Origin of the sequence: Aeromicrobium sp. (assembly GCF_047606445.1) — a bacterium.
Taxonomy (GTDB): domain Bacteria; phylum Actinomycetota; class Actinomycetes; order Propionibacteriales; family Nocardioidaceae; genus Aeromicrobium.
On record NZ_JASGEK010000010.1, the window covers coordinates 34,465 to 57,760 of the forward strand.

General features: G+C 70.6%; 23 protein-coding genes. 8 read left to right on the forward strand and 15 right to left on the reverse strand.

What is annotated here, in order from left to right:
* Positions 1 to 13 precede the first annotated feature (13 nt).
* A complete protein-coding gene (gene arfB, locus QM621_RS02295) occupies positions 14 to 418 on the forward strand; it encodes an alternative ribosome rescue aminoacyl-tRNA hydrolase ArfB (protein ID WP_414988732.1) in 405 nt (134 codons plus the stop codon).
* A gap of 12 nt (positions 419 to 430) precedes the next feature.
* Here the strand turns inward: arfB and QM621_RS02300 are convergent, their stop codons facing one another.
* Complete coding sequence (locus QM621_RS02300; protein ID WP_414988733.1) at positions 431 to 937, reverse strand: GNAT family N-acetyltransferase; 507 nt, start codon at positions 935 to 937, stop codon at positions 431 to 433.
* 122 nt (positions 938 to 1,059) lie between these two features.
* Between QM621_RS02300 and QM621_RS02305 the strand changes: the two genes are divergently transcribed.
* The 3 genes from QM621_RS02305 to QM621_RS02315 all read left to right on the forward strand — a co-directional run bounded on the left by QM621_RS02305 (position 1,060) and on the right by QM621_RS02315 (position 6,661).
* Positions 1,060 to 2,964 carry an ATP-binding cassette domain-containing protein gene (locus tag QM621_RS02305; protein WP_414988734.1) on the forward strand — a complete coding sequence of 635 codons (1,905 nt, stop codon included), beginning with the start codon at positions 1,060 to 1,062 and terminating at the stop codon, positions 2,962 to 2,964.
* An 80-nt stretch (positions 2,965 to 3,044) separates the two neighbouring features.
* Positions 3,045 to 6,272, forward strand: a complete 3,228-nt coding sequence (locus tag QM621_RS02310; RefSeq protein ID WP_414988735.1) for an SNF2-related protein — start codon at positions 3,045 to 3,047, stop codon at positions 6,270 to 6,272.
* A 20-nt stretch (positions 6,273 to 6,292) separates the two neighbouring features.
* Positions 6,293 to 6,661 (forward strand): integrase core domain-containing protein, encoded by a 369-nt coding sequence (locus QM621_RS02315; RefSeq protein WP_414988736.1) that lies wholly within the window; start codon positions 6,293 to 6,295, stop codon positions 6,659 to 6,661.
* 137 nt (positions 6,662 to 6,798) lie between these two features.
* Here QM621_RS02315 and QM621_RS02320 read toward each other — a convergent pair whose 3' ends face one another.
* Genes QM621_RS02320 through QM621_RS02330 form a run of 3 tightly spaced genes read right to left on the reverse strand, consistent with a single transcriptional unit; the run spans position 6,799 to position 10,326 of the window.
* On the reverse strand, positions 6,799 to 8,169 hold the full coding sequence (locus QM621_RS02320; RefSeq protein WP_414988737.1) for a S1C family serine protease: 1,371 nt from the start codon (positions 8,167 to 8,169) through the stop codon (positions 6,799 to 6,801).
* Positions 8,170 to 8,173: 4 nt separating this feature from the next.
* The gene (locus QM621_RS02325) at positions 8,174 to 9,637 is read right to left on the reverse strand and encodes a sensor histidine kinase (RefSeq protein ID WP_414988738.1); all 1,464 of its coding nucleotides are present in this window, start codon (positions 9,635 to 9,637) and stop codon (positions 8,174 to 8,176) included.
* Complete coding sequence (locus QM621_RS02330) at positions 9,637 to 10,326, reverse strand: response regulator transcription factor (RefSeq protein WP_414988739.1); 690 nt, start codon at positions 10,324 to 10,326, stop codon at positions 9,637 to 9,639. Before QM621_RS02330 ends, QM621_RS02325 begins: the two co-directional genes overlap by 1 nt.
* Positions 10,327 to 10,476: 150 nt before the next feature.
* Here QM621_RS02330 and QM621_RS02335 point away from each other — a divergent pair, with 150 nt between their 5' ends.
* From QM621_RS02335 to QM621_RS02345, 3 genes are all read left to right on the forward strand, one after another.
* Positions 10,477 to 11,022: a hypothetical protein gene (locus QM621_RS02335; protein WP_414988740.1), complete on the forward strand. Its 546-nt coding sequence runs from the start codon at positions 10,477 to 10,479 to the stop codon at positions 11,020 to 11,022.
* Entirely contained in the window at positions 11,019 to 11,279 is a 261-nt protein-coding gene (locus tag QM621_RS02340; RefSeq protein WP_414988741.1) for a hypothetical protein, read from the forward strand. Before QM621_RS02335 ends, QM621_RS02340 begins: the two co-directional genes overlap by 4 nt.
* Before the next feature lie 96 nt (positions 11,280 to 11,375).
* Entirely contained in the window at positions 11,376 to 11,900 is a 525-nt protein-coding gene (locus QM621_RS02345) for a type IV toxin-antitoxin system AbiEi family antitoxin domain-containing protein (protein ID WP_414988742.1), read from the forward strand.
* Positions 11,901 to 11,903: 3 nt separating this feature from the next.
* On the opposite strand, the gene QM621_RS02350 is transcribed toward QM621_RS02345, so the two are convergent.
* From QM621_RS02350 to QM621_RS02390, 9 genes are all read right to left on the reverse strand, one after another.
* On the reverse strand, positions 11,904 to 12,755 hold the full coding sequence (locus QM621_RS02350; RefSeq protein ID WP_414988743.1) for a fructosamine kinase family protein: 852 nt from the start codon (positions 12,753 to 12,755) through the stop codon (positions 11,904 to 11,906).
* A 20-nt stretch (positions 12,756 to 12,775) separates the two neighbouring features.
* Positions 12,776 to 13,258, reverse strand: coding sequence for a low molecular weight protein-tyrosine-phosphatase (locus QM621_RS02355; RefSeq protein WP_414988744.1), 483 nt, complete (start codon positions 13,256 to 13,258; stop codon positions 12,776 to 12,778).
* Entirely contained in the window at positions 13,255 to 13,653 is a 399-nt protein-coding gene (locus QM621_RS02360; protein WP_414988745.1) for a phage holin family protein, read from the reverse strand. Before QM621_RS02360 ends, QM621_RS02355 begins: the two co-directional genes overlap by 4 nt.
* 4 nt (positions 13,654 to 13,657) lie before the next feature.
* Positions 13,658 to 14,596, reverse strand: a complete 939-nt coding sequence (locus tag QM621_RS02365) for an EamA family transporter (protein ID WP_414988746.1) — start codon at positions 14,594 to 14,596, stop codon at positions 13,658 to 13,660.
* Entirely contained in the window at positions 14,593 to 15,534 is a 942-nt protein-coding gene (locus QM621_RS02370) for an oxidoreductase (RefSeq protein WP_414988747.1), read from the reverse strand. Before QM621_RS02370 ends, QM621_RS02365 begins: the two co-directional genes overlap by 4 nt.
* 10 nt (positions 15,535 to 15,544) lie before the next feature.
* Entirely contained in the window at positions 15,545 to 16,093 is a 549-nt protein-coding gene (locus QM621_RS02375) for a hypothetical protein (RefSeq protein WP_414988748.1), read from the reverse strand.
* Positions 16,094 to 16,102: 9 nt separating this feature from the next.
* Positions 16,103 to 16,891 carry a maleylpyruvate isomerase family mycothiol-dependent enzyme gene (locus tag QM621_RS02380; RefSeq protein WP_414988749.1) on the reverse strand — a complete coding sequence of 263 codons (789 nt, stop codon included), beginning with the start codon at positions 16,889 to 16,891 and terminating at the stop codon, positions 16,103 to 16,105.
* A 200-nt stretch (positions 16,892 to 17,091) separates the two neighbouring features.
* Positions 17,092 to 18,963 carry an acyl-CoA dehydrogenase gene (locus tag QM621_RS02385; protein WP_414988750.1) on the reverse strand — a complete coding sequence of 624 codons (1,872 nt, stop codon included), beginning with the start codon at positions 18,961 to 18,963 and terminating at the stop codon, positions 17,092 to 17,094.
* Between the two features lie 137 nt (positions 18,964 to 19,100).
* Positions 19,101 to 19,856 (reverse strand): enoyl-CoA hydratase, encoded by a 756-nt coding sequence (locus QM621_RS02390; RefSeq protein ID WP_414988751.1) that lies wholly within the window; start codon positions 19,854 to 19,856, stop codon positions 19,101 to 19,103.
* A gap of 42 nt (positions 19,857 to 19,898) precedes the next feature.
* Between QM621_RS02390 and QM621_RS02395 the strand changes: the two genes are divergently transcribed.
* The gene (locus QM621_RS02395) at positions 19,899 to 20,780 is read left to right on the forward strand and encodes an alpha/beta fold hydrolase (RefSeq protein WP_414988752.1); all 882 of its coding nucleotides are present in this window, start codon (positions 19,899 to 19,901) and stop codon (positions 20,778 to 20,780) included.
* Between the two features lie 49 nt (positions 20,781 to 20,829).
* Here the strand turns inward: QM621_RS02395 and QM621_RS02400 are convergent, their stop codons facing one another.
* Together QM621_RS02400 and QM621_RS02405 are read right to left on the reverse strand one after the other, a co-directional pair.
* Complete coding sequence (locus QM621_RS02400) at positions 20,830 to 21,573, reverse strand: aspartate/glutamate racemase family protein (protein WP_414988753.1); 744 nt, start codon at positions 21,571 to 21,573, stop codon at positions 20,830 to 20,832.
* A gap of 1 nt (position 21,574) precedes the next feature.
* Complete coding sequence (locus QM621_RS02405) at positions 21,575 to 23,110, reverse strand: NCS1 family nucleobase:cation symporter-1 (RefSeq protein ID WP_414988754.1); 1,536 nt, start codon at positions 23,108 to 23,110, stop codon at positions 21,575 to 21,577.
* Between the last annotated feature and the right edge of the window lie 186 nt (positions 23,111 to 23,296).

A 23,296-nucleotide genomic window follows, 5' to 3' on the forward strand; every position in this document is an offset into this window, starting at 1 on the left:
TAGTATCGACCGAATGAGTCGCGGACGGGTGTCGATCCCGGAGTCGGAGCTGCGATGGCGTTTCAGCCGCAGCTCGGGTCCGGGTGGTCAGCACGTCAACACCAGCGACACCCGAGTGGAGTTGATGTGGTCACTGGCCGAGACGACCGCGCTGTCGGAGGCTCAGCGCGACCGCGCGGCGCAGCAGTTGAAGTCGCGTCTGGTCGACGGCGTCGTGACGGTGGTGTCGTCGCAGTACCGCTCGCAGCACCGCAACCGCGAGGCCGCCCGCGTGCGCCTGGAAGAACTCGTGGCGAAGGCGGTCGTCCCGCCCAAACACCGCCGCCCGACCACGCCGTCGCGCGCCTCCGCCCGCCGTCGCCTCGACGCCAAGAAGCGCCGCTCGACCACCAAGGCCCTCCGCCGCCCACCGGAGTGAGCGAGCGGAAAGCTACGGTGCGTCCAACAGAAGTTCGGCGTACACGGCGCCGTCGTCTCCCATGCGAACGAGAGCACCCTCGTACCGCAGGATCGCGAGCGCTGGGAAGTTCCCGGCGGTGGTGCGGACGACCAGTCGCTTCGCGCCCACCGCGACAGCGCGGGCGCGGAGGAGCCGGAAGGCGGCAGCGCCGACGCCGCTGCCTCGCGCGGAGCGGGCGAGCCAGATGCCGCACTCCATATCGTCGGTAGGGCTCGTCAACCGATGGAGTCGCGTCGCCCCGACGACTCGTCCCTCCATCTCGATCGCGGCGGTCTCCTCGTCGCTCTCGGCGAGCCCGGATCGGCGATCCCGGTGGTAGGCCCGCAACCACGCGACGCGGTCCTGGGTCCAGCCGTCGCCGAGCGGCGGCGTGACCTCGTCGGGCGCCGCGTCGGTGATGGCGACATGCACGAGTTGCTCCAAGATCGCCTCATCGACGGCGACGAGGGAGACGAGCCCGGCAGGACGGTTCGGCACGATGCTTCCTTTCACGATGGCCGAGATCAAGCTCCATCCACTATCGCCCAGAACCCCAACGGAGCGAGGGACGACCGCGTGTCTACGGCGCCGTCGCAGACCTGAGGAACTAGCGTCGTGTCGTGCCCGCCGCTCCCCATGACCCCGGACCGCCGCGCCTGCGGGTGCGGGCGGCCGGGCGGGCCTACGAGCTGGACGGCCCGCAGGCCGCGCTGGGTCGGCTGAGTTTCCAACGCGTCGCGACCGGGTGGCTGGCACGCGACGAGGGCCTGGACGGCGGGCTGCACGTCGCCGGCGAGCAGGTGCGACGTCTGCTCGTCCCCCACGGGACGTCCGTCACCGCGCACGTCGGCGGTCCTGCCGGACCCTCGTTCACCATCGACGCGCCGCCCGTGGACCCGCCCCGCGACGACCGTCGTCCCGCCCCGACGTCCGAACCCGCGCTCGTCGCCCGCGGCCTGTCGGTGCGCAGCCCCGACGGCGCGGCGTTGTTGTCGGACGTCGACGTCGCCCTGGCTCCCGGCACCCTGACCGCGGTGATCGGGCCGTCGGGGGCCGGCAAGTCGACGTTGCTGCGGGCGCTGTCGGGCTTGACGCCCATGCACGCGGGAGCCGTCTGGTGGCGTGGTCACGACGTCGGCGAGGACCGCGAGGAGCTGCGGTCGCTGATCGGTTACGTGCCTCAGGAGGAGATCCAGCATCCGCAGCTGGACGTGCGGCGGTCGTTGACGTTCTCGGCCCGGCTGCGGCTGCCGACCGGGACGCGCCGCGCGCGTCGGGTGGCCGAAGTGCTGGCCCAGGTCGGTCTGGACGGCCAGGCACGCCGGCGGATCGCGAGCCTGTCCGGCGGGCAGCGCAAGCGGGTGTCCATCGCGACAGAGCTACTGACGGCCCCGCCGCTGTTGTTCCTCGACGAGCCGACCTCGGGCCTCGACCCGGGACGTGAGCGACTCGTGATGCGACAGCTCCGCGAACAGGCCGTCGGGGACGCCACCGGGCAGCCGGGCATCGTGGTCGTCGCGACGCACTCGATGCTCGGACTCGACCTGTGCGACACCGTGATCGTGATGGCACGTGGGGGCCGCGTGGTGCACGCCGGGCCGCCCGAGGGCCTGTTGGACCACTTCGACTGCGCCGACCATCCGGAGTTGTTCGACCTCTTGGAGAGCGAACCGGAGGCGTTGCCGAGCCTGGCCGCCGCGAAGGCACCCGTCGCACGCCGTCGCCGGGTCGCCGGACGCACCCGCTCGGCGTGGGGGCAGTTCCCCACGCTCGTGCAGCGCAATCTGGCGGTGTTGTTCGCCGACCGACTCCATCTGGGCATGCTGCTGCTCATGCCGCTGACGCTGGCGGCGCTCACCCGTGTGGTCCCAGGCGACGCCGGGTTGACCGACCCACGGGAGGCGGGGCAACGACTCGCGATTCTGGTGATCGCGGCGACCTTGACGGGCACGGCGATGACAGTGCGCGAACTCGTCCAGGAACGATCGGTGTTCCGGCGCGAACGAGCCGTCGGGCTGTCGACGGGGGCGTATCTGGCCAGCAAAGTCGTGGTGTTCGCGACAGCGTGTTTCGCCCAAGGCGTGCTCCTGACCTGGTTGGCGCTCCTCGGACTCGACGCCCACACCGGGGTGTTCAGTCGCGGGTGGCTGGAGGTGGCGCTGCCGATCGGGCTGCTGGCGGCGGTGACGGCCGTCTTCGGGCTGGCGGTGTCGGCCTTGGTGCGCAGCACCGAGCAGACCGCGCCGGCCTTGGTCGCGCTGGTGATGTCGCAGGTGGTGCTGTCGAGCACGCTGGTGCGCGTCGACGGGCGGGCCCCGTTGGAGCAGGTGGCGTGGCTGTCCCCGGCCCGGTGGGCGCACGCGGCAGCGGCCGCGAGCGTCGACCTCGACGCCGGCCTCGCGACACCGGACCGGTTCTACTCGCCCACCGCGACGACGTGGAGCCTCGACCTCGCCCTCCTGGGCCTGTTCGGCGCACTGGCCTGCTGGCTGGGCCTGTGGGCACTGCGCCGCACCGAACGCTGACACGGGGCTGGGCTCCTCATCTTATGGGCCGCGCCACGCGTGGAGCAGATTCCGTCACCGCCACGACGTAGGGTGCGCGTGTGCCGCCTCAGGAGTTGAACCCCACCCTCGCGGGCCTCATCGCGCAGGTCGACGACGAGGACGTGACGACGACGTTCTGGCCCGACACCATCCTGCGCGGACGCACCTACGCGCGGCAGGGTCGCGTGGTGGTGTTGTCGGCGGGCGCCGCAGCGGTCCGGGCGGTGGTCAAAGGCAGCGGGCACAAAACCTACATCACCGAGCTGCACGTGCGGCCCGACCGGCAGTCCGTCCGGCTCAGCGGGGTCTGCAGCTGTCCCGTGCGGATGGACTGCAAGCACGCCGCCGCGCTGCTCTTCACCGTGCAGCGCGAGGCGAAGCAGACCAGCGGCGCCGACTGGCGCCTGCGACTCGCCCACCTGGCCCGGCGCGCCGAACAGATCGAGGCCGAACGGTCGCCCCTCGCGCTGGAGTTCGCCGTGCAAACCGGCGCACACCACTATCAGCAACCCGACTACCTCGCCCTGCGTCCGCTGCGCCGGGGCAAGCAGGGCCGCTGGATCAAGACCGGCGCCGCGTGGCGCGACCTCGCCTCGGGCTACTCGCGCACCGTCGACGAGATCGATCCGGTCCACCGCGCTGCGGTGGTGGCCCTCGCGCACGCCTCCGGCGAGGACTTCCGGCACGCGGCGAGCGCGGCGGTGCGTCTCAACAGCTTCGGCCCTGAACTGTGGGTCCACCTCCAGAACGCCCTCGACGCCGGGGTCGCGCTGACCGCCGCAACTCCCAGCCAGGGCGTCGAACTCGTCGAGGCTCCGGTCGCGGTGGCCATCGACCTGGCCAGCGGCGACGACGACGCGGTCACCGCCACCACCGCGCTCACGCTCGACGGCGAGCCGTTGACGCTGACCGACCTCCCGTCGGGGGTGATCGGCTCTCCCGCCCACGGGGTGTTCCTCGCCGAACCAGGCCGACCCTTGCGACTGATGCGGCTCGACCGCCCCCTCGACCCGGCCCTCGCGCCCCTGCTCGCCAGCGCGCCGCTCAGCGTTCCCGCCGAGGACGCCGACGAGTTCCTCGACGGCTACGTCCCGCAGTTGGCCCGGATCGCGTCCGTGGGTTCTGACGACGGCTCGGTGGCGGTCACCCACGCTGAGCCCCCTCGGCTTCGTCTGACGGTCATCCGATCGAGCACGACCGAAGCGAGCGTCGACTGGTCGTTCGTCTACCGACGCGGCGACCGCGAGCGCGTTCATCCGCTGCGCTTCGAGGCCGGACACGGTCGCGATCAGGCGGCCGAGCGTTCCCTTCTCGCCAGCGTCCGTCTCCCCGTCGACCTCATGCCGCAGCTGGTCGACCGGCTCGGGGCGCCTCGCTCCTCGACGCTCAGCGGTCCCGCCGTGGTGAGGCTGCTGACCGAGGTCGTCCCCTGGCTGGAGGACCGCGGCGAGGTCGAGGTCGAGATCACCGGCGAGGCCGCCGACCTGCGGGAGGCAACCGACGATCCGCTCGTCTCCCTGTCGGTCGAGGACTCCGCCGCCGACAACGACTGGTTCGACCTGAACGTCGAGGTCAGCATCGACGGCGAGAAGGTCGAGTTCGCCGAACTGTTCACGGCGTTGTCGCTCGACCAGGAGGTGCTGCTGTTGCCCAGCGGCACCTGGATCCATCTGGACCGACCCGAGTTCGCCCGGCTGCGCGAACTCGTGGAGGAGGCGCGCGGCCTGGCCGATCCCGGCTCGGCGACCGTGCGCGTGAACCGGTTCCAATCGGACTGGTGGGAGGAGTTGGCTGGCCTCGGCGTCGTCGAGCAACAGTCCGAGCGGTGGGCGGCAAGCGTCGACGCGATGCGGCGGCTCCGGGCGCCTGAGCGGATCGAACCGCCGGCCTCGCTCGACGCGACCTTGCGCGACTACCAACGCGACGGCCTCGACTGGCTGGCGTTCCTGCACGAGCACCGGCTCGGCGGCATCCTGGCCGACGACATGGGCCTGGGCAAGACCGTCCAGACGCTGGCGCTGTTCGCCCGCGTCCACGAAACCCAGCCAGACGCCCGGTTCCTGGTCGTCGCTCCCACCAGCGTCGTCGAGAACTGGGCGCGTGAGGCCCGCCGTTTCACCCCGACGCTCGGCGTCCGCACGATTCGCGAGACGAAGGCCCGCCGCAAGACCGACCTCGCCGACGAGGTCGGCGACGCCTCCCTCGTGGTCACCTCGTACGCCTTGTTCCGCCTGGAATACGAGGCGTACGAGGCGCTCGGCTGGGAGGTCCTGGTCGTCGACGAGGCGCAGTACGTGAAGAACCGGCGTGGCAAGACGTACACCTGCGTCCGTCGTCTGCCCGCGTCGACGAAGCTGGCGATCACCGGCACGCCGCTGGAGAACTCGCTCATGGACCTGTGGTCGCTGCTGTCGATCACCGCGCCGGGCCTGTACCCCGACCCCGACACGTTCTCCGAGGTCTACCGGCTCCCCATCGAGAGCGGTCAGGCGCCGGAACTGCTGACGACCCTGCGCCGACGCATGGCCCCCCTGATGCGACGCCGCACGAAGGCCGACGTGCTCACCGAGCTCCCGCCGAAGACCGTGCAGATCGTTGACGTCGAGTTGAGCGCGAAACACGCCAAGGTCTATCAGACGCAGTTGCAGCGCACCCGGCAGCGCGTGCTGGGCCTGACCGACGACCTCCAGAAGAACCGCTTCGAGATCCTGAAGTCACTGACACTGCTACGACAGTTGAGCCTCGACCCCGGCCTCGTCGACGAGGCGCACGACGGCATCGGCTCGGCGAAGCTCGACCAGCTCCTCGACCATCTCCAGGAGGTGGTCGGCGAGGGCCGCCGCGCCTTGGTGTTCAGCCAGTTCACCCGGTTCCTCGGACGCGCCCGCGACCGCCTCGACGCCGCCGGCATCGACTACGCCTATCTCGACGGCCGCACCCGCAAACGCGACCAGGCCATCGCCCGTTTCAAGGACGGCGACGCGCCGGTGTTCCTGATCAGCCTGAAAGCCGGCGGCGTCGGCCTGAACCTCACCGAGGCCGACGTCTGTTTCGTGCTCGACCCCTGGTGGAACCCGGCCGCCGAGGCGCAAGCCGTCGACCGCGCCCACCGCATCGGCCAGCAGAACCCCGTGCTCGTCTACCGCTACGTCTCCCAAGGAACGATCGAGGAGAAGGTCGTGGAGCTGCAGAACAGGAAACAAGCCCTGTTCGCCAGCGTCATGGAGGACGGCGGCGCCTTCTCCGGCGCCCTGTCCGCCGACGACATCCACGGATTGCTGGGCTGACCGGCCAGATCAGAGGCCCGATGACCCACGGCCACATCGACACCCTCGCCTCGAACGGGACTCCGCAAGCGGTCTTCCGCTCCGACCGCGGATCGCGGTACGCCTCCGCCGAATACGCCCAGGTCTCCGCACGGCCCGGGGTCGTGTTGTCGGTCGGGCGGACCGGATCGTGTCACGACGACGCGGTCGCCGAGTCGTGGTGCTCGATGCTGAGGAACGAGATGTACTACCGCAACACGTTCACCACCGGAGCCCGAGCGAGGTTCGCGGTCGTGGACTACGTCGAGGTCTTCCACAACCGCAGGCGCCGCCACCCAACCCTGGGCCACCGCACCCCCGCAGCAGTCCACGTCGCCCACCAGAACCCTCAGCCCGCAACTGCGGCCTGACCCACAAACAGACTGTCACGAAACTTGACACAGCCCGTTCCCATCGGCTGTCTGGGTCCGTGAACATGACATCGACCCATGCGGGCGATGAGCCGAGCGAAGCGTGGGAGGCGGTCGGGCGACCGCCTCCCACGGACTCACTCCTGGGACAGCTCGCCGTTGTCGGACTCGAGGGTGACGGTGGCGGTCTCGGATTCGCCGTCGCGGAGGTAGGTCACCTCGACCTCGTCGTCAGGCTGGTGGCCGCGGACGGCGGCGACGAGCGCGCTGGAGCTGCCGATGGGCACACCGCCGAGCGAGGTGATGATGTCGCCCTTCTTCAGGCCCGCCTTGTCGCCGGGGCTGTCGGGCGTCACCTCGGTGACCTCCGCGCCGATCCCGGTCAGCTCGTCCTCCTCGGTCGCCGGGGCCACCGTCACGCCGATGCGGGCGTGCTCGACCGTGTCGCCGTCGCGCAGTTGCTGGGCGACGCGTCGCGCCAGGTCGATGGGGATGGCGAAGCCGAGGCCGATCGACCCGGAGGCGTCGGAGCCGGTGCGGATCGCGGAGTTGATGCCGATGACATTGCCGGCCAGGTCGACCAGGGGGCCGCCGGAGTTGCCGGGGTTGATCGCCGCGTCGGTCTGCACGGCCGGGAACACGGTCGCGTTGTCGCCGTCGGCGTCGGCCGACTCGACGGGCCGGTTGAGCGCGCTGACGATGCCCTGCGTCACCGTGCTCTCCAAGCCGAACGGCGAGCCGATCGCCACCACGGTCTGCCCGACCGTGAGATCGGCCGAGGTGCCGAAGGTGGCGGGCTTGAGTCCGGAGACGTCGGCGGCCTTGATGACCGCGAGGTCGCTGACCGGGTCGCGGCCGAGGATCTCGGCGGAGGTGTTCGTGCCGTCGCTGAAGGCCACCGTGATGGAGCCCTCCTCGGCGGCGGCCTCGATGACGTGGTTGTTGGTGAGGATCTCGCCGTCCTCGCTGAGGATCACACCGGAGCCGGAGCCGCCCTCCTCGCCGTTGCGGACGTTGATCTGCACCACCGACGGCATCAGCTCGGCGGCGACCGTCTCGACCTCGCCGACGGGAGCCTTCTCGGTCGACTGCGGCTCGTCGAGCGCGGAGGTGGTGTCGCTCTCCTTCGTCGGCTCGTCGTCACCGCCTTGCCCCTGGAGCCAGGAGCCGCCGTAGCCGGCCCCGCCGGCGAGCGCGATGACCAGCGCGGCGGCGGCGACCTTGCGGCCCGTGCGACGCTTCGGCTTGGCGGTGTGGCCCGGCGGTGTCGCGTGGGCGCCGCCGTGGCCGTGCGGGGGAGCCGCGTCGACCGGTGGCGCCGGGGTGGGAGTCGGCGGCGCCGTGGTCAGATCCGGCGGCGGCACAACGGGCGAGGTCGTCAGGACCGCAGTCGGCTCGGTGTGCTCCTCGGACGCATCGTCGCGAGAGCCGTAACTGAACGGCCCCGGGGGCGGCGGGACGTCGGCGGACGAGGACTCGTCGGGGGGCGTGTCGGACGGTTCAGTCATGCGTTCAGGATCTTCCGCTTCGCTGTGAGAACTCTGTGCTGGAACTAGGCGGAGTCGATGAGGCGGGCATCGCCATCCGGAAGGTGGCTCCGTGGCCCGGCTCGGACTCCACCGTGACGTTACCCCCGTGCCGTTCGGCAGCGCGCTGCACGATCGACAGGCCGAGCCCGGAGCCCGGCAGAGTGCGCGCCTCCTGCGACCGGTAGAAGCGGTCGAAGACACGCGGCAGGTCGTCCGCGGCGATGCCAGGCCCATGGTCGCGCACGGTGACCACGCCATCGTGCAGGCTCACGTGGACGGTGCCGCCCTCGGGGCTCCACTTGACGGCGTTGTCGAGCAGATTGGTCACCGCGCGCTCCAACAACCGTGGTTCGCCGACGACCTGCCAGGGCGACAGGTCGACGTCGAAGGTGAGCGACGGGTCGCGCAGACGCACCCGGTCGAGCGAGTGCTCGATGATCTCCGACAGGTCGATCGACTCCGGGTCGTGGTGCATCGGCTCGTCACGGGCCAACTCCACGAGGTCGCCGATGAGCGTGGTCAACTCCGCGACCTGCGCCTGGATGTCGCCGAGCACTTCAGCGGACTGTTCGTCGGTGAGCGGGCGTCCGCTGGCCCGCGCCTGGCTGAGCAGTTCGATATTGGTCCGCAAGCTGGTCAGCGGGGTGCGCAACTCGTGCCCCGCGTCGGCGACGAGCTGCCGCTGTTGAGTCTGCGAGGCATCCAGCGCCACGAGCATCTGGTTGAAGGCGATGGTGAGGCGGGCCAGCTCGTCGCGGCCGCTGACCTTGATCGGCGTGAGCTGCTGCGTGCGGGCGACGTCCTCGGCCGCATGGGTGAGACGGCGCACCGGGCGCAGCCCGTTGGTCGCCACCACCCATCCGGCCGCGCCCGCGATCGCCATGCCCGCGAGGGTCGTGGTGGCGAGGATGACACCGAGCCGGTCGAGGCTGCTCTGCACGTTGTCCATGCGTTGCACGATGACGAGTGCCGACTTGGAGCCGGCGGGCACGGCGACGACGCGGTAGGCGGTCTTGTCGACGATGGTGGTGCGACTGGAGCTGGGCTCGCGGCCCAGCGACACCGCGCGCTCGTCGTCGGTGAGTCGGACCTTGGTGTTGCCGGCGGTGTTGGCGTAGAGCTGGGCGCCGTTGACGCGGACGATCTCGATGCCGGCCACGTCGAGCAGCTCGGCCTCCTGCTGGTCGAGGGTGCCAGGGGTGTAGCCGGCGGCGACGGCCTGTTCGGCACGGGCGCGGATGGACTCGTCGAGGTTGGCGACGAGGGTGGCGCGCACGATGAGATAGACGGCGACGCCGACGCACCCCAGCACGAGCGCGACGGCGAGGGTGGTCAGGGTGGCCACGCGGGCGGCGAGGGTGACGCGCAGCGCCCAGCGGTGGACGCGCAGATGGATCGCGTCACGGGTGCGGAGCACGAAGCCCCGCACTGTCTCGAGCGTCCGCATTACGGCGGGGTCTCGCGCAGCACGTAGCCGACGCCGCGCACCGTGTGGAGCAGCCGGTCCTCGCCGTCGGCTTCGAGCTTGCGCCGGACGTAACCGACGTAGACCTCGAGGGAGTTGGCGGTGGTGGGGAAGTCGAAGCCCCACACCTCCTGCAGGATGAAGGCCCGCTCCAGGACGCGCTTGGGGCGGCGCAGGAACAACTCCAGCAGCGTGAACTCGGTGCGGGTCAGCGAGATCGAGCGGGACCCGCGACGCACCTCGCGGGTGACGGGGTCGAGCGAGAGGTCGGCGAAGACCAGCGGCTCCTCGTCTTCGGGCTCATTGGTCTTGCTGACGCGGCGCAGCAGCGCGCGCAGACGGGCCAGCAGCTCCTCCAGGGCGAAGGGCTTGGTGAGGTAGTCGTCGGCGCCGGCATCGAGCCCGTCGACCCGGTCGCCGACGGCGTCGCGGGCGGTGAGCACGAGGATCGGCACGTCGTTGCCGGCGCCGCGCAGCGCGCGGGTGGTCTCCAAGCCGTCGAGCTTGGGCATCATCACGTCCATGACGATCGCGTCGGGTTGCACTTGAGGGACACGGGCCAGGGCGTCGGCGCCGTCGGTGGCGACCTCGACGCTGTATCCGTTGAATTCCAGCGACCGCCGGATGGAGTCCCGCACGGCTCGGTCGTCGTCGACCACGAGAATGCGCATGCGCCACAGTGTGCCCCCTGGGACTGAGACGGTCCTGAGATAGCGGTGGCATCAGATCAGGGTTGTTCCAGGAGCCTGTGGATGAGCCGGGTGACAGTTTCGGCGTTCTGCGTTTGAGTCGGACGTATGCCGTCCGCAGTGCATGGAGCCGTGATCGAGTTGGTCCGGCTCGCCCCGGAACTGGTGACGGATCTGTTGTCGTCCCGGTTCGGGGTGAGTCTGTCCGAGGGCGTGTCGGCGACGCCGTTCTCGGAGGCGGCGCGGGTGGTCCGGCCGCGGACGTTCCACGCGGACGCGGCGTTCGTGTGCGCGGCCGCGGGCGGCGAACCGGAGCTGGCGGTGGTGTTCGAGGTGCAGCGGGCCTTCGACCCGGGCAAGCGGGAGACGTGGCGGCTGTACCTGTCGCACATCGAGAACGAGACGAAGGCTCCGGCGGCCTTGGTGGTCTACTGCCCGGATCCGCGGGTTGGACAGCGGTATCGGGAGATGGCCGCGACGGACGGGATCAGCCTGGTGCTGCGGCCGTTCGTCGTGACGCCGGACGACCTGCCGCTGGAGGTCGATCCGCAGGAGGCGGAACGGCGGCGATGGGGGAGTTGCGCGCGAGGCTGGGCGAGGACGACGCCGCGGCCTACCATGATCTTGTCAAGGCCGTCATGTCCGGGACGACCAGTGACGAATGGAGCAGGTACATGAGTAGTGCGCTGGCGGAGCATCGTTGGTTGAGCGAGGACAACCGGATCGCTCATGAGAAGGGCATCCGCAAGGGCGTCGAGGAGGGGCTCGTCCAGGGCAAGGCCGAGGATCTGTTGATGATCCTGTCCGTGCGGGGTGTCGACGTGCCTGACGCGGCCCGTCAGCGGATCGCCGCGACCGCCGACCTCGCCCAGCTCGACGCCTGGCTGCGCGCCGCCGCCACGGCCGACACCCTCGACGAGGTCCTCGACGTGTGAGACCGCCCCGAGTGTCGCAGGCGCACGACCCTGCGAAGTCGTTAGTGTTTTGACATGGGGAGACGCTTAGCGCGGGACGTTTTGTGGAATGTCGCGATGACGCAGCACGGATTCGTCACGGCCGGGCAGGCGGCGGGTCTGAACATCAGCAAGCAGGCGGTGCAGATGCTCGTCCATCGTGGGACGCTGGAACGACACGCCCACGGCGTCTACCGCTTCCCGAAGTTCCCGTCCAGCGAGTACGACCGCTACATGCGCGCGGCGCTCTGGGCGCGGCTGCCGGAGGCCGCGATCAGCCATGAGGCGGCGCTCGACGTGTACGGCGTCACCAGCACCAGCCCGCATCACATCCACCTCACCATCGACCCGGGCCGCCGGGTCCGACGCTCCGGCGGCGACGACTACGTCCTGCACCGCGAGTGGCTGCCCGACGGCCAGCGGACCCGCCACAAGGAGATCCCCGTCGTCCGGCTGCGGACCGCGATCCTGCAATGCCTGGACGCCGACACCTCCACCTACCGGCTGAGGCAGGCGATCAGCCGTGGCCAGATCCTCGGCCACCTGACCGACGTCGAGCACGCCGAGCTCCTGACGACCCTCGACGAGCGCCGCGAGTTCTAGCGCCTACAGCAGGCTCCGGGCGGCCTTGGCGGCGCGGAGGCCGTAGCCGCCGCCGAAGAGCACGGCGTGGACGAGCAGCGGGTGGAGTTGGTGCAGGGCGACGCGCTCCTCCCAGCCGTCGGCCAGGGGCGCGGCCTCGTGGTAGGCGTCGAGGACACGCTGCAGATGAGGGATGCCGAAGAGCGCCAGCATCGCCAGGTCGGTCTCGCGATGGCCGCCGTGCGCGGCGGGGTCGATCAGCCAGGCGGTGTCCTCCTGACCCCACACGACATTGCCCGACCACAGATCGCCGTGGATTCGTGCGGGCGGCTCGGCGTCGCCGGCCAGCGAGGGCAGGCGCTTGACCGCCCGTTCGACGTCGTGGGCGTCGGCGGGCGACAGCACGCCACGCTGCACCGCCACCCGGACGTACGGCATGACGCGGCGCGACGCGTAGAACTCCGGCCACGTCGGCAGCGGTCGGTTCGGCAGTGGGGCCAGACCGATGAAACCGTCGCTCGGCCCGCCGAAACTCTCCGCGCCCGCCGCGTGGGTCGCGGCCAGCGCCCGGCCGAACGCCTCGGCCGCCTCGACGGTCGGCCGCGCCGGCTCGATCCACTCCACGATGAGACAGTCCTCCGCCACCGCCAATATCTGCGGCACTGACGTGCCACCCGCCTCACGCAGCCAGGCGAGTCCGCGGGCCTCCGCCTGGAAGAACCCCTCAGGGGCCTTCGGCCGGGTTTTGATGACCGCCGAACGTCCGTCGGACAGCCGCATGCGCGTCGACGTGCAGACGTCGCCCCCGGCCACCGGAGTCGTCGAGATCACCGCGACGCCGAGGAGTTGCTCACCGCGCTGAGCGGTCCCGGTCATCCGTGCCATGACAGGCGACGTTACCGGGCGCTGCCTGCGAGCTGGTCCACCAGCACGTCGCAGGTCCGCTCGACCATCGCCAGCACGGTGGCGAATCCGTCGTTCTGGCCGAACCAGGGGTCGGGAACCTCGCGGTCGCCCTCGGTCGCCTCCGGGTCGAACTCACGGAACAGGCGCACCTTGGCCTGTTCGGCGACCGTCGGGGACTGCTCCAGCACGTCGGCCTGGCTCTGCTCGTCCATCACGAGGATGAGGTCGTTCTCGGCGTACTCGTCGACTGAGAACCGCCGCGCCACATGACCACTCGGGTCGTAGCCGGCCGCCGAGAGCGTGGCGGCCGCGCGGTGGTCCATCGGCTCGCCGGTGTGCCAGCCGCCGGTGCCCGACGACGTCACGACGACATCGCCCCGGCCCGCCTCGGCCAGCTTGGCCTCCATGACCACGTGCGCCATCGGCGAACGGCAGATGTTGCCGAGGCAGACGAAGGTGATCCGCTGGGTCACGGCTGCGGCTCCCGCGCCTCCGGGAGGAAGGCCCGCACGACCGACTGCGAGATCGAGATGACGATCGAGGCGAGCACGGCCCACCAGAAGCCGTCGAGGATGAAGTGCACGCCGACGGTCTCGGTGATCTTCTCCACCAGCAGCAGCATCAACGCGTTGATGACCAGCAGCGCCAGGCCGAGCGTCACGATGATGAACGGCAGCGACAGCAGCTTGACCACTGGCGCGACGAACAGGCTGATCACGGTGAAGATCGCGCCGACGATGAAAACGGCGAGGACTCGGTTGGTCATGGTCTCGCTGGCCTCGCCGATGTCCATGTGGGAGCCGAGCAGCACTGCTGCGACGATGAGGGCGAGGGAGCTGACGATCCACGTGGTGAGGAGACGTTCCATGGTCTCAGCTTGTCACAGCCGGTGCGGGAGTGCGGGAGGTTTGCGCGAGGACCACGCCGACCAGCACCAGCAGCACCCCGGAGACTTGCACGAGGTCGAGCGCCTCGGCGAACCACAGCCAGCCGACCAGCACCGCGCCTGCCGGTTCCAACATCGCCACGACGCTCACCACGGTCGCCGGGAGGTGGCGCAGCGCGAGCAGCAGCAGGGAGAACGGGACGGTCGTGCCGAGCGCGACGACGAAGGCTGTCGCGGCCCAGGCGGGCACGGTCAGATGGTCGAGGCGGCCCAGCATCGAGGCGTCGACGCCGAGCTGGTCGGCCTGCCAGACGGGCCAGAGGAGGTTCGTGGTCACCGCGGCCACCACGAAGGCCCAGAGGATCACCGACAGCGGCGTCATCGGTGCGGCGTCGTGCTCGCCGAGCAGGAAGTAGACGGCGAAGCAGAGTCCGGCGGCCAGCGCGCCGAGCAGGCCGATCCCGTCGACCGTGAGACCGTCCCACACGCGTCCGACGAGCGCCAGCCCGATCAGGGCGAGGCCGAGCGCCGGCCACATGCTCGCGTGCACGGGCGTCCGGCGGCCGAAGCGCACCCACAGCACGACCCAGACGGGGCCCAGGTACTCCACGAGCAGCGCGACGCTCAACGGCAGCCGGTCGATGGCGAGGTTGTAGAAGCCTTGCAGCCCGGCCACGCCGAACAGTCCCAGCCCCAGCACGAGGGCGAGGTGGCGTCCCCGGGGGAGGCGGAAGGCGGTCCGTTCGGTCAGCAGCGCGATCAGCGCGAACATGACGAACGCGCCGGTGATGCGGACCGAGGTGAAGGACTCCACGTCGGTGCCCGAGCGCATCGGAATACGCGAGACGCCCGCGTTGAGCGAGAACAGCGCGGCCGCGCCGACGACGAGGGTGTAGCCGACCCAGGGGTGACGGGCCGTCGTCACGCGGTCACGTCGAAGGCGACGCCGACGGCCTTCTCGGAGGCCTCCCACAGTGCGGCGGCCTGCTCGGGGTCGCGGGCGGCGCGGGTCATGCCCGCCTTCCCGGGGCGACCGCGCAGGCCGCGGAACCCCTGTGGGCCGAGGTATTCGCCGCCGGTCAGCGCCGGGTCGGTGGCGGCCTGGAGCTGCGGGAGGGCGCCGTCGCGCGCCGACTGGGCGATCACCCGGGTCCCCTGGTGCATGACGAAGCCGACCGGTCCGAGCCCGCCGAGGCTCCAGCCGGTCCTGGTGAGCTCGGTCGAGGCGAAGCCGGGATGCGCGGCCACGCTCACGACGCCGGAGCCCGCTGCCTGGGTCCGGCGGTGCAATTCCTGGGCGAACTGGAGGTTGGCGAGCTTGGACTCCGCGTAGACCGGCCAGCGCTGGTAGCGACGGGGTGCTCCCTCGGGTGTGAGGCTGCGCAGGTCGACCCGGCGCGCGGCGGTGTGCGCGAGCGAGGCGATGGTGACGACCCGGGCCTGTGACGCGGCGAGCAGCGGCCACAGGCGGGCGGTCCAGGCGAAGTGGCCGAGGTGGTTGGTGCCGATCTGGAGCTCGAAGCTGTCGGCGGTCCGCCGGAACGGCGGGATCATGATGCCCGCGTTGTTGACGAGCACGTCGATCCGGTCCCAGCGCTCGCGCACCTCGTCGGCGGCGCGTTCGACCTGCGCGAGGTCGGCGAGGTCGAGGGCGACGACCTCGATGTCGGCGTCGGGCGCCTCCTTCCGGAGCGTGGCCTCGGTGGCCTTCGCCTTGTCGGCGTTCCGAGCGGTCAGCACGAGCGACGCGCCGTGGCGCAGGAGTTCACGGGCCGTCTCCGTCCCGAGGCCGCCGGTCGCCCCGGTGATGAGGAAGCGTCGTCCGCTCTGGTCGCCGATCGCGTCGGTGGTCCACTGGCTCATGCGCGCGATCCTAGTCGTCGGTGTCCTCGGCGGACGCCCGCTTGGCCTGGCGGCGCTGCCAGAACACGAGGCCGCCGAAGGCGAGGGCGACGCCGAGGGAAATGGTGCCGATGAGCGCGCCCCGGTCGGCCCGGTCGAAGCCGTCGACCACCGCGTAGCCGTAGAGGGCGGTGTCGGCGCCGCCGTCCTTCGGCGCGCAGGCCACGACCACGTTGTCCTCGCCCTTCGGCTCGACGGCGAGCAGATGCCAGTCGACGCCCTGCTGGTCGACGATCAGGTCGAGGGCGGCCTCGCGGATCTCCTTGCCCTGCGGCGGCTCCTCGCCCTCGGCGGGCGGCTCGGCCGACGTCGCGGTGCAGACGATCTCGCGGTCGGGCTGCGGCTGGTCGGTGTAGACCGCGAGCGCGTGGCCCTTCGCGTCGATGGGCTCGGTCGCGGGCTCGACGGTCGCCTCGCGCACGCCGTCCCAGGAGCCGGCCGCGATCGCGGTGCCGACCATCGATCCGCCCAGGGCGATGAGGGCGGCCGCGAGGTACCAGAGCGGATTGGTCAGACGCACCGGTCCAGCCTACGGCGTCAGCGCCATGGCGGACAGGACGCGGCGCGCCAGGTTGGCGTCGCCCTCGACCGTGACGTCGAGCTGCTCGGGGGAGCGGCGGCCCGCGCCGAGGACGGTGAACTCCTCGGTGGTCATCGTGAGGGTGGCGGTCGGCTCGACATCGGGGTCGGCGGGACGGGCGCGGCCGTCGTCGCCGACCGTCAGCGCGACATCGAGCGTGACGGGTCCGGTGACGTTCCAACGGACGGTCGTCCCGGGCGTCGCCTGCGCTCGTTTGCCGAGCACGAAACCGAGCCCGGCCGCGAAGGTGTGGGTGACGACGTGCGCGCCGACGGAGTCGAGTCCGCCCGGATGGCCGACCGCGCGGCGGACGTCCTGCTCGTGGCACCACGCGTCGATGACGCGGTTGCGCAACAGCGTGTCCCACGTCCAGGCGACGCCGCCGGGCGTGACTGGCGCGGGCTGGCTCAGGTCGAGGTCGGCGTCGACGAGGAAGGCGTGCCGCCTGGCGGTCTCACGCTCGAGGGAGTCGATCAGCTCCGTCGTCGGCACGTCGCGGCGCGCGGCCACTCCCGCCTCGGTGTAGTCCGAGACGAGCACCGCCCCCGCGACGCCCTCCTCCGGCTCCCCGTTCGTGACTTCCTCCAGGTGGGCCAGATGCGCGATGACGTCGTGCGCGCTCCACCCCGGGCAGTCCGTCGGCGCGGCGAGCTGTTCGGGCGTCAACTCCCGGGCCAGTTCCACGACCGCGTCGACCGCCTGCTTCCACCCGGCCACATACGTCTGCTGCACGTCCATGTGCCCACTGTCCCACTCCCCAGGGGCGGTGACTCATCCACATAACCCAGGGGCCTGGTGAATGATCCACCGCAAACGGCCTCATAACGTGGATCAGACACCGATCGGCGGGCAAAGGTGGACAACTCACCGCCTCCGGGGGTGGAGGAACGACGAAGCCCCCGGCCTCAGTGAGACCGGGGGCTTCGAGCGGGACTAACTCAGAACGCGGCCTCGTCGAGGGCCATGATCGAGTCGTCGATGTTCTCGGCGATGGCGCGCTCGCCGGCGAGCTTCGGCAGGACGTTGCGCGCGAAGAAGGACGCCGCGGCGACCTTGCCCGCGTAGAACGCCTGGTCCGCGCCCTCCGCGCCGGCCTCGAGCTTGGCGGTCGCGACCGCGGCGCCGCGCAGCAGCAGCCAGGCCACGACGATGTCGCCGAGCACGTAGACGAGACGGGTCGTGTTCAAGCCCACCTTGTAGATGTTCTGGATGTCGCCGTTCTCGTCGGCCGGGTTCGAGGCCATGAGGTCGGTGAACACCGCGCCGAGGATCGCCTCGACGTCGGCCAGGCCCTGCGCCAGCAGCTCGCGCTCGGCGGCCAGGGCGTCGCCGCCCTCGGCGTTCTCGATGAACGCCTTGATCTCGTTGGACACGTGGCCGATCGCCCGGCCCTTGTCCTTGACGATCTTGCGGAAGAACAGGTCCTGGCCCTGGATCGCCGTGGTGCCCTCGTAGAGGGTGTCGATCTTGGCGTCGCGGACGTACTGCTCCAGCGGGTAGTCCTGCAGGAAGCCCGAGCCGCCGAAGGTCTGCAGCGCCTCGGTGCCCAGCAGCGTCCACGCGCGCTCGGAGCCGTAGCCCTTGACCAGCGGCAGCAGGAAGTCGTTGACGGCCTCCTCCAGCGAGGCGTCCTCGCCGGCCGCCTCCTTGACCATGACCGCGTCCTGCCAGGACGCGGTGTAGAAGGTCAGCGTGCGCAGGCCCTCGGCGTAGGACTTGAGGGTCAGCAACGCGCGGCGCACGTCCGGGTGGTGGGTGATCGTGACGCGCGGCGCGGCCTTGTCGGCGGCCTGCGTCAGGTCGGCGCCCTGGACGCGCTCCTTGGCGAACTCCAGCGCGTTGAGGTAGCCGGTCGACAGCGTCGAGATGGCCTTCGCGCCGACCATCATGCGGGCGTTCTCGATGACGCGGAACATCTGGTTGATGCCGTCGTGGACCTCGCCGAGCAGCCAGCCGCGGGCCGGGCCGCCGAGCTGCGGGTCGCCGAAGGTGACCTCGCAGGTGGCCGAGACCTTGATGCCCATCTTCTTCTCGACGTTCGTGACGTAGGCGCCGTTGCGCTCGCCGGTCGACTCGCCGGTCTCCAGGTCGAAGTGCCACTTCGGGACGAGGAACAGGCTCAGGCCCTTGGTGCCCGGGCCGCCGACGCCCTCGACGCCCTGCGGACGCGCGAGCACGAGGTGCAGGATGTTCTCGGTGACGTCCTGGTCGGCCGAGGTGATGAAGCGCTTGACGCCCTCGATGTTCCAGGTGCCGTCCTCGTTCGGGAAGGCCTTGGTGCGGCCGGCGCCGACGTCAGAGCCCGCGTCGGGCTCGGTCAGGACCATGGTCGCGCCCCAGTTGCGGTCGACGACGTGCTGGGCGATCTTCTGGTCCCGCTCGTTGCCGTTCTCGAAGACGACCCGGGCGAAGGAGTGCGTGGCGGCGTACATCCAGATGGGCGGGTTGGCGCCGAGGACGAACTCGCCGGTGGCCCAGATCAGCGAGCTGGGGCCGGGGGTGCCGCCGATGGGCTCGGGCACCTGGAGGCGCCAGAACTCGGAGTCCTGCCAGGCCTTCCAGCTCTTCTTGAACTCCTCGGGCAGCGTGACGCTCTTGGTCTCGGGGTCGTAGACGGCCGGGTCGCGGTCGGAGGCCTCGAAGGACGCGGCGATCTCCTCGCGCGCCATGCGGTCGACCTCGCCGAGGATGTCCTTGGCGGCGTCGACGTCGAAGTCGGCGAAGATGCCCTGGCCGTAGACCTCGTCGCGGCCGAGGAGTTCGAACAGGTTGAACTCGACATCGCGCAGGTTGCTCTTGTAGTGGCTCATAGCCGTTCCATCCCTTTGATCGTCGGGGTCTGGGGAAAGCGGGTCCGGGTCCAGAGGCGATCCCGGCCGCGGCTATCGTACTACCGGTCAGTAACTTGCGTGTGCGCGCGGCCCTCCGCGAGCGGAGGAGGGTGGGACTACCGTCGGCTGAACTTCGCCGCGAAGGCGCTGAACTCCTCGCTGGCCAGCGACGACGCCTGCGCCCACGACTCCACGTCGAGCGTCGTGGCGAGGTCGGTGGTCGAGGCGACGCGGATCGTCTCCTTCACGTCGGCCATCAGCGCCGGATTCCGCGAGGCGTAGAGGGCGGCCAGTTCGCGCGCACGCTCCTGCGGATCGTCGACCACCTCCTGCGCGAGGCCCATGCGCAGCGCGTTCGCTGCGTCGACCGGCGTGCCGGCGTAGAGCGCGGCGGCGGTGTTGCCCGCGCCGATCCGCTGGCTGAGCAGGTGCGTGCAGCCGCCGCCGGGGTGCAGGCCGATGGCGGTGAAGGTCGCGCCGAAGGACGCCTTCGGCCCGGCGACGATGACGTCGCAGGCGAGCGCGATGTTCAGGCCCGCGCCGACGGCGGGGCCGTGCACGGCGGCGATCGTCGGGATCGTCAGGTCGCGGATGCCGAGGAAGGACGCGTACACGTCGAGCAGGACCTGACGCAGCACGCCGGTGGGCCGGGTGCGGTCGCCGAACAGGCTGTCGAGGTCGGCGCCGGAGCAGAACGCCCGGCCCGCGCCGGTCACCAGGAGCGCGCGGGCGTCGGGGTCGGCCTTCACCTCGGCCACGGACGTCCGCAACTCGTCGAGCAGCGGACGGTCGAGCGCGTTGAGCCGGTCCGGCGCGTTGAGCGTGACGACGCGGACGCCGTCGTCGGACTTGTCCAGTTCCACCAGAGCCATGCGCTCAGCCTAGGGAGGCCGCGGATCGGTTAGCGTCAGGCCATGGACATTCCTGCGCTGGAGGGCGTCGAGCACCGGTTCGTCGAGGTCGACGGGGTGCGCATCCACGTCGCGGAGGCGGGCGTCGGGAACCCGGGGCCGCCGCTGGTGCTGATCCACGGATGGCCGCAGCACTGGTGGTGCTGGCATCAGATCATCCCGCTGCTGGCCGAGAACCACCACGTGGTCGCGCTCGACAGCAGGGGCGCCGGATGGAGCGACGTCCCGAAGCCCGGCGGCGACGCCTACGACAAGCGGGTCATCGCCGACGAGCTGGCGTCGGTGATCGGGAAGCTCGGCCTCGACCGTCCGGTGCTCGTCGGTCACGACTGGGGCGCGTGGCTGTCGCTGCTCGTCGCGGGTCGTCATCCCGAGCTGACGCGCGGGGTCGTGGCGACGGCGATCATCGCGCCGTGGGCGCCGATCAAGGTCCCCGACCTCTGGCGCTTCCTCTACCAACCGCTCGTCGGCGGGCCGTGGGGCGGCTTCCTGCAGCGCGGGCTCGGACAGATCGTGTTGCGCAAGCTGTTCGCGGCGGGCTCGCGCGACGGCAAGGAGCGGTCCGACGAGGCGGTCGAGCCGTACCTGGAGCGTTTCCGCGACCCGGAGCGCGCCGCCGCCGGACGGTCGACGTACGCCACCTTCCTGACGCGCGAGTTCGTCGACATGCAGAAGCGCCGCTATCAGGCGCCCTACGACCACGTCCCGATCCTGTTCCTGCCGGGCCGCCGCGACCTCGTGCTCGCGCCGAAGCTCGTCGCGCGGGGCCTCGTCCGCCCGAGCATGTCGATGCACGTGATCGACGACGCCGGCCACTGGGTCCCCGAGGAGCAGCCCGAGGTCCTGGCCGCCCACGTCGAGCGCTTCGTCGCAGCCCTCCCCTGAGCCGTCCCTTCGATGTCGCGGCGCCGCCCTGCTCGGAGCGAGCGAAGAGCTAGGCGGCCACCCAGGGGAGTTCGACGTCGGCGAGGCGGCCCGCGTGGGCCTTCGGGGTGGGGGTCGCGAACTCACCCGCCTTGCCGGTGCCGAGGCCCTGCGCCAGCAGGCCCGCGACCGTCGTCGTCGCGGCGGCCACCCCGTCGACCACCGGAACGCCCAGCTCGCCGCTCAGCCACGCCGCGAACTCGGCCATGCCCGCGCAGCCCAGCACGATCACGTCCGACCGGTCGGCGGCCAGCGCCACCCGCGACAGCTCCAGCACCTTCGCGCGGGCCCTCGGGTCGGTCTCCAGCTCGACGACCGGGATGCCGGTGGCGTGCACGCCCGCGCACTGCCGCTCCATCCCGTAGGCCAGCGCCAACTCCTCGATGCCGCCGACGGCGCGGTCGACCGTCGTGACGACGCTGAACCGGCGCCCCAGATACGACGCCGCGCGCATCGCCGCCTCCGCGATCCCGACCACCGGCCCGGCCGCCAGCTCGCGCGCGGCCAGCAGGCCCGGGTCGCCGAAGCAGGCGATCACGTAGCCGTCGACCCCCTCGGCCTCGCCCTCGGCGATCCGGGCGAGCACGCCGGGGACCGCCAACGCCTCGTCGACGTGCGACTCCAGCGACTCCGGACCGAAGGCCGGGCTGACGGCGTCCACGACGAGATCGGGGCCCGCGACGCTCTGCGCGCAGGCCCCGATCGTCGCGGTCATCGACGCCGTGGTGTTCGGGTTGATGACGCGGACTCGCATGTCAGGCCGTCTCCTCGACCTTCGTCGCGGCCGACCCGTACCCGGCGACGCCGAACTGCTTGGCCAGCGCGATGTAGACCAGGCCGGACAGGATCGCTCCGACGAAGAAGCTGTAGTCCGGCAGCGCGCTGAGCGTGCCGGTCAGCTTCGGGACGACCACCGACAGGATCGCGACCACGCCGGTGGCGGCCACGGTGTAGACGGCGGCCGGGTTGTAGCCCTTCGTGTAGAAGTACTCGCCGTCCTCCTCCAGCGTGAACAGGTCGTCGACGACCACCTTCTCCTGGCGCACCAGGTAGTAGTCGGCGATGAGGATGCCGTACAGCGGGCCGATGAGCGCGCCCAGCAGGCCCAGCGTCCAGAAGATCGCGTCGGCGTTGTCGTACCAGTTCCACGGCGTCAGCAGCACCGAGCCGGCCGCCGCGATCATGCCGCCCATGCGCCAGCTGATCTTCTGCGGCGCGACGTTCGAGAAGTCGAAGGCCGGCGAGATGAAGTTGGCGACGATGTTGATGCCGACGGTCGCGATGACGAACGTCAGGCCGCCGAGCAGGACCGCCGTCCAGGTGTCGATCCTCTCCACCGTGTGCACCGGGTCGGTGATGAGCTCGCCGAAGACCGGGACGGTCGCGGCGGCGGTCAGCACGACCAGGAGCGCGAAGAAGGTGAAGTTGACCGGCAGACCCAGGAAGTTGCCGCGCTTGACCGCCTCGTAGCTCTTGCCGTAGCGGGAGAAGTCGCCGAAGTTGAGCGTCGGGCCGGAGAAGTACGACACGACCAGCGCGATCGCCGAGCACATCGCGCCGAGGGTCGCCCAGCCGGACAGCTCGTGGTCGCTGAGGTTCATGCTGATGTCGAAGTCGGCGCGGTAGAGCATGTAGCCGCACAGAACCACCATGACGACGTAGACCGCCGGACCGCAGAAGTCGATGAAGGCGCGGATCGCCTCCATGCCCCGCCAGAACACGAACGCCTGCGCGCACCACAGGATCGTGAAGGAGATGTAGCCGAGGTAGGACAGGCCCAGGAAGGACGTGTCGTCACCGGCGATGTCGGCCAGGCCCGGCCAGATCTTCAACAAGACGATCGACAGCGACCCGGCCGCGAGGAAGGTCTGCACGCCGTACCAGGCCACCGCGATCAGGCCGCGGATGATGGCCGGGATGTTCGCGCCGAGCACGCCGAAGGACGCCCGGCTGATGACCGGGTACGGGACGCCGGCCTTCTGGCTCGGCTTGGCGATGAGGTTGGCGAGCGCCTGCACGATCATGATGCCGGCGATCAGCGCGATGAACACCTGCCAGGTCGTCAGGCCGAGCATGAACAGGCTGCCGGCGGTGACGTACCCGCCGACGCTGTGAACGTCCGACATCCAGAAGGCGAAGAAATTGTAGGAGGTCCACTTCTGCTCCTTGAGCGGAGCCAGGTCCTCGTTGGTCAGGCGCGGGTCGTAGTCGCGCTGGGGCACGCCGGCGCCCGGCGGATAGCCGGCCGCCTCGACGATGTCGTTCAGCGGACCGTCATCGGGTCGCGTCATGGGAACTCCTTGACAGAGCAGGGAAACAGGGCACTTCTGACGCTAGAAAAACGGTGTTTCGACCCTGCTGTCGTCGAGGTGAAGGTTCCGTCACGCGACCGATATAGGAGGCGGCCGGCCTGCGGAGGACGCACGATGATGGATTGCGGCAACCATCACGACCTCAACCCATCATCGTGTGTCCCG